General features: G+C 62.2%; 16 protein-coding genes. 3 read left to right on the top strand and 13 right to left on the bottom strand.

Annotated elements, in window-relative coordinates; all coding sequences use genetic code 11:
* The coding region (locus tag NF78_RS00075) for a hypothetical protein (RefSeq protein WP_035984214.1) at positions 1 to 1,056 on the top strand (1,056 nt) is incomplete at its 5' end.
* 2 nt (positions 1,057 to 1,058) lie between these two features.
* Positions 1,059 to 1,580, top strand: a complete 522-nt coding sequence (locus NF78_RS00070) for a hypothetical protein (RefSeq protein ID WP_035984213.1) — start codon at positions 1,059 to 1,061, stop codon at positions 1,578 to 1,580.
* A 66-nt stretch (positions 1,581 to 1,646) separates the two neighbouring features.
* On the opposite strand, the gene NF78_RS00065 is transcribed toward NF78_RS00070, so the two are convergent.
* The 12 genes from NF78_RS00065 to NF78_RS00015 all read right to left on the bottom strand — a co-directional run bounded on the left by NF78_RS00065 (position 1,647) and on the right by NF78_RS00015 (position 10,148).
* Positions 1,647 to 2,243 carry a hypothetical protein gene (locus NF78_RS00065; protein WP_156119568.1) on the bottom strand — a complete coding sequence of 199 codons (597 nt, stop codon included), beginning with the start codon at positions 2,241 to 2,243 and terminating at the stop codon, positions 1,647 to 1,649.
* Positions 2,213 to 2,371, bottom strand: coding sequence for a hypothetical protein (locus tag NF78_RS33290; RefSeq protein ID WP_263970514.1), 159 nt, complete (start codon positions 2,369 to 2,371; stop codon positions 2,213 to 2,215). Before NF78_RS33290 ends, NF78_RS00065 begins: the two co-directional genes overlap by 31 nt.
* 499 nt (positions 2,372 to 2,870) lie before the next feature.
* On the bottom strand, positions 2,871 to 3,227 hold the full coding sequence (locus NF78_RS00060; RefSeq protein WP_156119569.1) for a hypothetical protein: 357 nt from the start codon (positions 3,225 to 3,227) through the stop codon (positions 2,871 to 2,873).
* A gap of 362 nt (positions 3,228 to 3,589) precedes the next feature.
* Positions 3,590 to 4,396, bottom strand: a complete 807-nt coding sequence (locus tag NF78_RS00055; protein ID WP_263970513.1) for a permease — start codon at positions 4,394 to 4,396, stop codon at positions 3,590 to 3,592.
* Positions 4,397 to 4,555: 159 nt separating this feature from the next.
* Positions 4,556 to 5,425 carry an aldose epimerase gene (locus tag NF78_RS00050; RefSeq protein ID WP_035984211.1) on the bottom strand — a complete coding sequence of 290 codons (870 nt, stop codon included), beginning with the start codon at positions 5,423 to 5,425 and terminating at the stop codon, positions 4,556 to 4,558.
* A gap of 223 nt (positions 5,426 to 5,648) precedes the next feature.
* A complete protein-coding gene (locus NF78_RS00045) occupies positions 5,649 to 6,245 on the bottom strand; it encodes a hypothetical protein (protein ID WP_156119568.1) in 597 nt (198 codons plus the stop codon).
* The gene (locus NF78_RS00040) at positions 6,215 to 6,739 is read right to left on the bottom strand and encodes a hypothetical protein (protein ID WP_225885180.1); all 525 of its coding nucleotides are present in this window, start codon (positions 6,737 to 6,739) and stop codon (positions 6,215 to 6,217) included. Before NF78_RS00040 ends, NF78_RS00045 begins: the two co-directional genes overlap by 31 nt.
* A 223-nt stretch (positions 6,740 to 6,962) precedes the next feature.
* Entirely contained in the window at positions 6,963 to 7,559 is a 597-nt protein-coding gene (locus tag NF78_RS00035) for a hypothetical protein (protein WP_156119568.1), read from the bottom strand.
* Positions 7,529 to 8,053 carry a hypothetical protein gene (locus NF78_RS00030; protein ID WP_225885180.1) on the bottom strand — a complete coding sequence of 175 codons (525 nt, stop codon included), beginning with the start codon at positions 8,051 to 8,053 and terminating at the stop codon, positions 7,529 to 7,531. The genes NF78_RS00035 and NF78_RS00030 overlap by 31 nt, the downstream gene beginning before the upstream one ends.
* 223 nt (positions 8,054 to 8,276) lie before the next feature.
* Positions 8,277 to 8,873 carry a hypothetical protein gene (locus NF78_RS00025; protein ID WP_156119568.1) on the bottom strand — a complete coding sequence of 199 codons (597 nt, stop codon included), beginning with the start codon at positions 8,871 to 8,873 and terminating at the stop codon, positions 8,277 to 8,279.
* Complete coding sequence (locus NF78_RS00020) at positions 8,843 to 9,367, bottom strand: hypothetical protein (protein WP_225885180.1); 525 nt, start codon at positions 9,365 to 9,367, stop codon at positions 8,843 to 8,845. The genes NF78_RS00025 and NF78_RS00020 overlap by 31 nt, the downstream gene beginning before the upstream one ends.
* Positions 9,368 to 9,590: 223 nt before the next feature.
* Complete coding sequence (locus tag NF78_RS00015; protein WP_035984210.1) at positions 9,591 to 10,148, bottom strand: hypothetical protein; 558 nt, start codon at positions 10,146 to 10,148, stop codon at positions 9,591 to 9,593.
* 39 nt (positions 10,149 to 10,187) lie between these two features.
* Here NF78_RS00015 and NF78_RS00010 point away from each other — a divergent pair, with 39 nt between their 5' ends.
* Positions 10,188 to 10,430, top strand: coding sequence for a hypothetical protein (locus NF78_RS00010; protein WP_035984209.1), 243 nt, complete (start codon positions 10,188 to 10,190; stop codon positions 10,428 to 10,430).
* Here NF78_RS00010 and NF78_RS00005 read toward each other — a convergent pair.
* Positions 10,414 to 10,901, bottom strand: a 488-nt coding sequence (locus NF78_RS00005) for a hypothetical protein (protein ID WP_035984207.1), incomplete at its 5' end; no start/stop codon positions are given. The genes NF78_RS00010 and NF78_RS00005 overlap by 17 nt on opposite strands.

The raw sequence follows: 10,901 nt of genomic DNA, 5'->3' as shown, positions 1-10,901 counted from the left end.
GACCCCGCCTTAGCTCCTCTGCTGGCTATTCCCGCCCTGGCTATTCCCGCCCTCCCCACCATTCTCACGGCCAATACTGGCAAAGTCGAAAATCCCACTACCCCAGGCGGTTTCACACAGGCACCTCCCAACACCCCAACCCCACCCGTGCCTAATCCACCAGACACCGGCTGCCGGTGTAACGCGCCCCTGCTGGCGGGTCAATCGGCCCAAGCCGCAGAGTTGGCAAATCTGTTGGCTGAACTGGAAAAAATCAAACGAGCGATCGGAGTGGAGGGTTTACCCGCCTTAGTGCCCGACCAAATCGCTCAGAATAATACAAGTCAACGGTCAATCAGCAGCCTGGCCGAGCTGCATCTCTGGCAGGTTCAGCAGCTTGATGGGGTAGTTGGGAAATGGCCCATGGAGATCCCCGTTCCTATTCCTGGCGGCCCCAACCAAACCCTGGGTGTGCCCAACATGAGCGAAGCAGTCGCCGAGATTATGGGCATGATGATCAGCCAACAGGTGACCGCTGCTCAGATTTTGAATACCAGCTCCCGCGCCCTGGCCCAGGCGGGCAGCGCCACCCAACAGGCCCACTTGGCGGGGCTGATCGCCAAAGGCAACGCCGAGTTCTTAGGCTATGAGGCCCGCCCCACCGCCGTAAACATGCCTTTGGCCTACACCCCCGGCAAAGACCCCGGCGAGGGCCTATTACAGGAGAGCAGCGCCAAAATCAAAGGCTGGGCCAACACCGACGGCCAGGACATGAAACAGATCTTCGCTGAACTCCTTCACGCCGCTGCCATCATTCGCGCCGTGTTCTGGCGCAAGCTCGACACCAAAGGCGACTTTAAAACCCAGGTCGACAAAATTGTCAAAGACCAAAGCGGGTTTGTTGACGACCTGGCCGAAACTCCCCCCAAAGGGAAGGAATCCGACTGGAAAGAGTATCTAGAGGCCGTCCAGAAAGGTTTTAGCGACCTGACCAAAGACCGAACCCCCTACGGCCGCGATAGCAGCGAACGCCCTGTAATTAAAGACCTCAACCCCAACCCAGGGAACAATGATTGATCATGCCCTTAACTCTGCGAGTAGACCAGCTTTATAGCCGTCGCGGCAACCTACTGAACCGGGTCCAGTCCGCTGGACAGACTCTGCTAGACAACCTCCGCGACGCAGCCGGGCGGGTGATCAAGGCCCTAACCTGGGGCAACATTCGCGGCTTTCTGGTAGGGGCCGTGCTGGCCCAAATTCCCTCCATGCTGTGGAGCCTGACCGGGCTGTGGAGCGTCTTTACCAATGCCGCCATTGAGTTGTACTACTTTGACTGGAATATCCCCGACGACAACCTAGACCGCATGGCGCAGCAGCGGTGGAACTCCTTTGGGGGCATTGCTGGTGGCACAGTCGGCAGCGCGATCGGTTACTTTGCCTGCGGCATCGTTCCGGCTACCTCCCTAATGGCCTTTGATGAACGCCTGGCCGCCCACGTTCTGAGAGAAGTGGGGGAAGAGGCCTGGGAAGAAGTGAGTTTTCAGTTTACCTTTGCCCGTTTAGGCATGAATTGGTTAGGGCAAACGGCCGTTTGCCCCTAGGGGAGCGGTTGAATCTTTGCTGCATAGCCCTGTTCAGCAGTGCCGCTCTCTATCTCAGGCGGTGGGTCAATCGACAGCAGCAGGGGCCGCCTCCGACGTCGCTGCCGCTGGGGCAACGCTGACCGGGCTGGCGGGCACTGGATCGGCCCAGTCGGGTGTCGCCAGGGCCTTTTCCACCGATTTTGGCGGTGGGAGCAGAGCCGCAACGGACTCCTCACGGCCCAGGTTATGCTGGGGCGTCGAGATGGTCGAGATTTCGGTATGAGCCCCTGTTCCCCCCGATCGCTGGGGCGGTACGGGCTGAAACTCGCGCTGCTCGGGGGCTAGCTTCGGTCCCCACTCCAGCAGTTCTTCGTTAAACTCCACCTCCATCTCCGGCGGCACGGCAGAGTCGTCACCGGCCTCGGGCGAGACAGGGGATGCCGAGGGTGCAACCGGTTCGTTGCCCTTGTCTTCTGGGACGGTCAGCAGCTCGGGCTGGGGCTCAAACACCTCTTGCTCATCGGTCTGTTTGGGCGCTAGCTCCACCGGCAGGGTATCTTCGGCCTCAGGCGACACAAAGGGGCTGCTGGGGTCGCTGAGCGCTTCGGGGGGCACCTCTGGAGCCTTGAGATCCAGCACCACGGGGGACTTTAGCGGCTTATCGAAGTGGGATGAGGCCAAGGGTGCAGTCCGGTGGAAAAGGGCATCGACTGGGTCGACAGGTTGGTGAACCGCTGCTGTAGCTCCAGGCTGTGGCCCCGCAGCCGTAAGGTAAACGCCAGCCTGAACTCAAAGGGGTACTGGGCCAGGGTGGTCTCGCTGCTGGTCAGTTCCAGGGTGAGGCTGGCGGCCTCGGTGACGTCCTGGTGGGTGACGCCGCCTGTTCGGCAATGCTACATATGATGGGTTCCTGCAGGGGGACGATGTAGCCGGGCCCGCGATCGCCCAACCGGAGGATGGCTTACCTCAACCGGCAACAAACGGTCTAAGCTGGCCCGCTAATTTAGGCAGCTTTTTCCATCGTCCCAGCGGCTCAAACGGTATCCCTACAACCATCTGCGGCAAAGTTCTAAACCCGGAAATTTTCTTCAGGGCCGACAATAACTTTTTTTTGAGCGGGAATATTCAGTACCAGGCAACGCCTGACGCCCCAATTCAAACTATGACAGTTTGGCGCAACCTGAATTGGAATGGTCCCGGCGGTGGTGTAAACATCACCATTGCAAGCTGCAACACTCCGGATTATTCGACACCCGGCACCAACTCTCAACCACCCAACCGCCCCACCGATCGCCCTCAACGCGACCCCTACAACCCGACCACTGCCCTGTCCAGACCTGCCACACCGGCGACCGTTGCTCCGTCATCGGCCCCCGCCCCGGCGAATACCCCCGCTCTCACTCCGGCAATCCGCCCCGCAGCTGCCTCCGCCGCTGCGCCAGCTGCCCCCGTACCAGCCACAGTCCTACCCGCCGCTGATCCGCTGATCACTCCGGCGCCGGTGACCACTCCCACGGCCAACCCTGACCCAACCGCAGCACCGGCGGCCACCCCGAGCAACACCCCTGCCGGTGCCCCGGCACCGACTCCGGCCCGCGATCGCCTTCCCAATCTCAGCCCAGGGGAAACGGTTCGACTGCCCGGCGGCACCATCGTCACCGGCACCGATACCGGCTACACCGTTTCCAGCCCGGTTAACAGTCCCAACACCGTCAAGCTGCCAAACGGCGGTTATCTAAGGCCCGGTGAGGAGTCATTTCTAGAGAGCTTGCGCGACCCCGCCTTAGCTCCTCTGCTGGCTATTCCCGCCCTGGCTATTCCCGCCATCCCCACCATTCTCACGGCCAATACTGGCAAAGTCGAAAATCCCACTACCCCAGGCGGTTTCACACAGGCACCTCCCAACACCCCAACCCCACCCGTGCCTAATCCACCAGACACCGGCTGCCGGTGTAACGCGCCCCTGCTGGCGGGTCAATCGGCCCAAGCCGCAGAGTTGGCAAATCTGTTGGCTGAACTGGAAAAAATCAAACGAGCGATCGGAGTGGAGGGTTTACCCGCCTTAGTGCCCGACCAAATCGCTCAGAATAATACAAGTCAACGGTCATCTCCCGCGGCACGGCCACCTGCACGAAGGCGGCGATCGCGCTACCGATCACCAGCACGGCGCCCAACTCCCGCAGCTCCAGCACCATGTTGTCAACCATCATCCGCAGTCGGTCCACCAGCGGCGGGGCGGCCGCCACCTGGGCCAGCACCTGGGCCGGGGGGGCATCGAGCTGCAGCACCTGTCCCGGCGACTGCATCAAAAAGGTGCCCGACTTGAGCAGCGGTGACACCTCGGGAGCCGCCACCGTCTCGACGGCAGGCTCCGGGCCCATGGCGCGGGTCAGGTTGTCCTGCAGAAAAGGCCGCACATCGGCCTGGGTGCTGAAGATCAAGGCGATGGTCACCGCCACAATCAGGGTGAAAATCACCCGCAAAAACACGATTTCGGGCTGGTCGCGGAAGGCAATCCAGGTGGCCCAAAACACGATCGGGTTCACCGTGGGCGCGGCCAGCAGATACCCAATCGCGACCGCCGTGGGGGCCCCCTTGGTGAGCAGCCGTCGGGCTACCGGAATGTTGCCGCACTCGCACACCGGAAACATAAAGCCAATCAAGCCACCTGCCAAAGCCGCCAGGACTGGGTTTTTGGGCATCATCGCCAGCAGCTTTTGCTCATCGACAAACAGCAGCAGCACGCTGGAAAAAATCACCCCCAGCAGCAGAAAGGGCATGGCTTCGACCAGCAGGCTAAAAAATAGCGTGATGCCGTTGTTGAGTTGGGTCATAGAACCAGCTACGGTGCAGGGAAGCAGCCTCGGTGGGTAAATCCCTCCAGGCCGAAGCACATTTTAACGGATCTCATTGCCTCCTGACTGTCGTCCGGGATCACTCCAAGCCGGGCGATCCCCGAATTTGGTCAGCCAGAACCGCAGGAGACGGCGGTACTACAGGAAAGCGATCGCCATCTGAACCGTAGTTTCCAGGCTCTGCTGGGGGTCAATGATGGACAAGTTTTCGCCCGTGTTCAGGGCATTGCGAGGGGCCGTCCAGGGTTCCAGGCAGTAGTAGTCTTTGCCCTGCACGGTCCAGAACACCAGCTTGGTGTAGTCGGCGCTCCAGGAGAGGGTGAGCTGTCGCCCCAGGTTGCGATCGGTGACCGTGGCGGTCGTCGCCGTCAGCCCTTGAAAGGCCAGATCGATCTCGGCCTGGTCGAAGTCGAATTGGCCATCAAAGCGCTCTACCCCGCCAGTCAGGTGGTTGCGAAACTCCGTTGAGGGAATCTCAAACGTCAGCTGAGATTTATCTTTGACTAGAAAATAAGGGTGCAGTCCGGTGGAAAAGGGCATCGACTGGGTCGACAGGTTGGTGAACCGCTGCTGTAGCTCCAGGCTGTGGCCCCGCAGCCGTAAGGTAAACGCCAGCCTGAACTCAAAGGGGTACTGGGCCAGGGTGGTCTCGCTGCTGGTCAGTTCCAGGGTGAGGCTGGCGGCCTCGGTGACGTCCTGGTGGGTGACCCGCCAGGGCAGATCGCGGGCAAAGCCGTGCTGCTTGAGGCTGTAGGTGCGATCGCCCAGGCGGTACTGGTGGTCGGGCAGGTTGCCGCAGATCGGGAACAGGATGGGAATCCCGCCCCGCACTGAGAGTTCGGGGTTGGCAAAGCGATCGCGATCAAAATAAAAAATATCCTGGCCCCCTATCTGCCAGCGGGTGGCCAAACCGCCGCGATCGGGCACCAGCTCCAGGCGGGCGTCGGCGTCGGTATCCGTCAGCAGGTAGGTGGACGGGGAATCTGCGTTTAGGGCAACGGCAAACACAAAGGCACCTCAGCGGCAGTATGCCTAGACGTTACCACGAGCCCCGTTCGCCCAGGACGGTTTGAGGCAGCGGGTTTCCGGCATCAGGGCAAAAGGGCATTGGGCATTAGGGAGTTTAGGCATGAATTGGTTAGGGCAAACGGCCGTTTGCCCCTAGGGGAGCGGTTGAATCTTTGCTGCATAGCCCTGTTCAGCAGTGCCGCTCTCTATCTCAGGCGGTGGGTCAATCGACAGCAGCAGGGGCCGCCTCCGACGTCGCTGCCGCTGGGGCAACGCTGACCGGGCTGGCGGGCACTGGATCGGCCCAGTCGGGTGTCGCCAGGGCCTTTTCCACCGATTTTGGCGGTGGGAGCAGAGCCGCAACGGACTCCTCACGGCCCAGGTTATGCTGGGGCGTCGAGATGGTCGAGATTTCGGTATGAGCCCCTGTTCCCCCCGATCGCTGGGGCGGTACGGGCTGAAACTCGCGCTGCTCGGGGGCTAGCTTCGGTCCCCACTCCAGCAGTTCTTCGTTAAACTCCACCTCCATCTCCGGCGGCACGGCAGAGTCGTCACCGGCCTCGGGCGAGACAGGGGATGCCGAGGGTGCAACCGGTTCGTTGCCCTTGTCTTCTGGGACGGTCAGCAGCTCGGGCTGGGGCTCAAACACCTCTTGCTCATCGGTCTGTTTGGGCGCTAGCTCCACCGGCAGGGTATCTTCGGCCTCAGGCGACACAAAGGGGCTGCTGGGGTCGCTGAGCGCTTCGGGGGGCACCTCTGGAGCCTTGAGATCCAGCACCACGGGGGACTTTAGCGGCTTATCGAAGTGGGATGAGGCCAAGGGTGCAGTCCGGTGGAAAAGGGCATCGACTGGGTCGACAGGTTGGTGAACCGCTGCTGTAGCTCCAGGCTGTGGCCCCGCAGCCGTAAGGTAAACGCCAGCCTGAACTCAAAGGGGTACTGGGCCAGGGTGGTCTCGCTGCTGGTCAGTTCCAGGGTGAGGCTGGCGGCCTCGGTGACGTCCTGGTGGGTGACCCGCCAGGGCAGATCGCGGGCAAAGCCGTGCTGCTTGAGGCTGTAGGTGCGATCGCCCAGGCGGTACTGGTGGTCGGGCAGGTTGCCGCAGATCGGGAACAGGATGGGAATCCCGCCCCGCACTGAGAGTTCGGGGTTGGCAAAGCGATCGCGATCAAAATAAAAAATATCCTGGCCCCCTATCTGCCAGCGGGTGGCCAAACCGCCGCGATCGGGCACCAGCTCCAGGCGGGCGTCGGCGTCGGTATCCGTCAGCAGGTAGGTGGACGGGGAATCTGCGTTTAGGGCAACGGCAAACACAAAGGCACCTCAGCGGCAGTATGCCTAGACGTTACCACGAGCCCCGTTCGCCCAGGACGGTTTGAGGCAGCGGGTTTCCGGCATCAGGGCAAAAGGGCATTGGGCATTAGGGAGTTTAGGCATGAATTGGTTAGGGCAAACGGCCGTTTGCCCCTAGGGGAGCGGTTGAATCTTTGCTGCATAGCCCTGTTCAGCAGTGCCGCTCTCTATCTCAGGCGGTGGGTCAATCGACAGCAGCAGGGGCCGCCTCCGACGTCGCTGCCGCTGGGGCAACGCTGACCGGGCTGGCGGGCACTGGATCGGCCCAGTCGGGTGTCGCCAGGGCCTTTTCCACCGATTTTGGCGGTGGGAGCAGAGCCGCAACGGACTCCTCACGGCCCAGGTTATGCTGGGGCGTCGAGATGGTCGAGATTTCGGTATGAGCCCCTGTTCCCCCCGATCGCTGGGGCGGTACGGGCTGAAACTCGCGCTGCTCGGGGGCTAGCTTCGGTCCCCACTCCAGCAGTTCTTCGTTAAACTCCACCTCCATCTCCGGCGGCACGGCAGAGTCGTCACCGGCCTCGGGCGAGACAGGGGATGCCGAGGGTGCAACCGGTTCGTTGCCCTTGTCTTCTGGGACGGTCAGCAGCTCGGGCTGGGGCTCAAACACCTCTTGCTCATCGGTCTGTTTGGGCGCTAGCTCCACCGGCAGGGTATCTTCGGCCTCAGGCGACACAAAGGGGCTGCTGGGGTCGCTGAGCGCTTCGGGGGGCACCTCTGGAGCCTTGAGATCCAGCACCACGGGGGACTTTAGCGGCTTATCGAAGTGGGATGAGGCCAAGGGTGCAGTCCGGTGGAAAAGGGCATCGACTGGGTCGACAGGTTGGTGAACCGCTGCTGTAGCTCCAGGCTGTGGCCCCGCAGCCGTAAGGTAAACGCCAGCCTGAACTCAAAGGGGTACTGGGCCAGGGTGGTCTCGCTGCTGGTCAGTTCCAGGGTGAGGCTGGCGGCCTCGGTGACGTCCTGGTGGGTGACCCGCCAGGGCAGATCGCGGGCAAAGCCGTGCTGCTTGAGGCTGTAGGTGCGATCGCCCAGGCGGTACTGGTGGTCGGGCAGGTTGCCGCAGATCGGGAACAGGATGGGAATCCCGCCCCGCACTGAGAGTTCGGGGTTGGCAAAGCGATCGCGATCAAAATAAAAAATATCCTGGCCCCCTATCTGCCAGCGGGTGGCCAAACCGCCGCGATCGGGCACCAGCTCCAGGCGGGCGTCGGCGTCGGTATCCGTCAGCAGGTAGGTGGACGGGGAATCTGCGTTTAGGGCAACGGCAAACACAAAGGCACCTCAGCGGCAGTATGCCTAGACGTTACCACGAGCCCCGTTCGCCCAGGACGGTTTGAGGCAGCGGGTTTCCGGCATCAGGGCAAAAGGGCATTGGGCATTAGGGAGTTTAGGCATGAATTGGTTAGGGCAAACGGCCGTTTGCCCCTAGGGGAGCGGTTGAATCTTTGCTGCATAGCCCTGTTCAGCAGTGCCGCTCTCTATCTCAGGCGGTGGGTCAATCGACAGCAGCAGGGGCCGCCTCCGACGTCGCTGCCGCTGGGGCAACGCTGACCGGGCTGGCGGGCACTGGATCGGCCCAGTCGGGTGTCGCCAGGGCCTTTTCCACCGATTTTGGCGGTGGGAGCAGAGCCGCAACGGACTCCTCACGGCCCAGGTTATGCTGGGGCGTCGAGATGGTCGAGATTTCGGTATGAGCCCCTGTTCCCCCCGATCGCTGGGGCGGTACGGGCTGAAACTCGCGCTGCTCGGGGGCTAGCTTCGGTCCCCACTCCAGCAGTTCTTCGTTAAACTCCACCTCCATCTCCGGCGGCACGGCAGAGTCGTCACCGGCCTCGGGCGAGACAGGGGATGCCGAGGGTGCAACCGGTTCGTTGCCCTTGTCTTCTGGGACGGTCAGCAGCTCGGGCTGGGGCTCAAACACCTCTTGCTCATCGGTCTGTTTGGGCGCTAGCTCCACCGGCAGGGTATCTTCGGCCTCAGGCGACACAAAGGGGCTGCTGGGGTCGCTGAGCGCTTCGGGGGGCACCTCTGGAGCCTTGAGATCCAGCACCACGGGGGACTTTAGCGGCTTATCGAAGTGGGATGAGGCCAAGGGTGCAGTCCGGTGGAAAAGGGCATCGACTGGGTCGACAGGTTGGTGAACCGCTGCTGTAGCTCCAGGCTGTGGCCCCGCAGCCGTAAGGTAAACGCCAGCCTGAACTCAAAGGGGTACTGGGCCAGGGTGGTCTCGCTGCTGGTCAGTTCCAGGGTGAGGCTGGCGGCCTCGGTGACGTCCTGGTGGGTGACCCGCCAGGGCAGATCGCGGGCAAAGCCGTGCTGCTTGAGGCTGTAGGTGCGATCGCCCAGGCGGTACTGGTGGTCGGGCAGGTTGCCGCAGATCGGGAACAGGATGGGAATCCCGCCCCGCACTGAGAGTTCGGGGTTGGCAAAGCGATCGCGATCAAAATAAAAAATATCCTGGCCCCCTATCTGCCAGCGGGTGGCCAAACCGCCGCGATCGGGCACCAGCTCCAGGCGGGCGTCGGCGTCGGTATCCGTCAGCAGGTAGGTGGACGGGGAATCTGCGTTTAGGGCAACGGCAAACACAAAGGCACCTCAGCGGCAGTATGCCTAGACGTTACCACGAGCCCCGTTCGCCCAGGACGGTTTGAGGCAGCGGGTTTCCGGCATCAGGGCAAAAGGGCATTGGGCATTAGGGAGTTTAGGCATGAATTGGTTAGGGCAAACGGCCGTTTGCCCCTAGGGGAGCGGTTGAATCTTTGCTGCATAGCCCTGTTCAGCAGTGCCGCTCTCTATCTCAGGCGGTGGGTCAATCGACAGCAGCAGGGGCCGCCTCCGACGTCGCTGCCGCTGGGGCAACGCTGACCGGGCTGGCGGGCACTGGATCGGCCCAGTCGGGTGTCGCCAGGGCCTTTTCCACCGATTTTGGCGGTGGGAGCAGAGCCGCAACGGACTCCTCACGGCCCAGGTTATGCTGGGGCGTCGAGATGGTCGAGATTTCGGTATGAGCCCCTGTTCCCCCCGATCGCTGGGGCGGTACGGGCTGAAACTCGCGCTGCTCGGGGGCTAGCTTCGGTCCCCACTCCAGCAGTTCTTCGTTAAACTCCACCTCCATCTCCGGCGGCACGGCAGAGTCGTCACCGGCCTCGGGCGAGACAGGGGATGCCGAGGGTGCAACCGGTTCGTTGCCCTTGTCTTCTGGGACGGTCAGCAGCTCGGGCTGGGGCTCAAACACCTCTTGCTCATCGGTCTGTTTGGGCGCTAGCTCCACCGGCAGGGTATCTTCGGCCTCAGGCGACACAAAGGGGCTGCTGGGGTCGCTGAGCGCTTCGGGGGGCACCTCTGGAGCCTTGAGATCCAGCACCACGGAGATACTCTCTGGCTGGGGCCGAACCCGATCCGCCTGGTGGAAGACGAACAGGATACTATCGGCGACGACGACGAAGGCCCGGCCACCGTGGCCGATACCGTCCCCCTTGACTATCGTCCCCACCAGCAGCCCCCACCAGCACCGCCCAAAGGTTGGGCAGACACAGCCGCGATCGCCCTGCTCTGGCTGACCAACCCCACCACCGCGATGGGCGTAGCGGCCCGGCTGCTGGCGGTGGCGGTGGCCACCGTGGCGATCGTGGTCATTTTCGACGATTAGCCCGCCGCCCGGCCCGCCAGCCGTCGATCATCGCCAGTACATCAGCGTGCGATCGCCTCTCGACGTGAACCGCCTGGTGAACCCGGTAGGCTCGGTTGGCCACTACTAACCTAGTCAGCGCCCCGCCGGGGATGTGACGCACGCCTTCAAGCTTCCAGCCCCTACCCCAGCGATAGCGGTAGTAGGTTTTGCCCTTGCTGGTGTAGGGGCCGCACTCTGACCAGAAATCGCTAGAACGTCGAGAATTGGCTATGTCGGAAGCACAGTCGGCGATCGCAACCGGATTCCGACATAAGACCCGATCCTCTATGTCGGAAATGTCGTCAAAATCGCTGAAACCCCCTGAAATCAGTATGTCGGAAACGCTGTCGGAATTTTCGATAGCAGGGGCCGCGATCGCACTACTCCCCACGTCGGAATCGCTGAAACCCTCTGAAATCAGTATGTCGGAAACACTGTCGGAATTTTCGA

The organism is Leptolyngbya sp. KIOST-1 (assembly GCF_000763385.1).
GTDB lineage: Bacteria > Cyanobacteriota > Cyanobacteriia > Phormidesmidales > Phormidesmidaceae > Nodosilinea.
This window is presented reverse-complemented; position numbering and strand designations above follow the sequence as displayed.

Bases quoted from the DNA above. Each gene is read 5' to 3' on its own strand.
- NF78_RS00070 (WP_035984213.1), top strand. From the start codon at position 1,059: ATGCCCTTAACTCTGCGAGTAGACCAGCTTTATAGCCGTCGCGGCAAC.
- NF78_RS00055 (WP_263970513.1), bottom strand. From the start codon at position 4,396: ATGACCCAACTCAACAACGGCATCACGCTATTTTTTAGCCTGCTGGTC.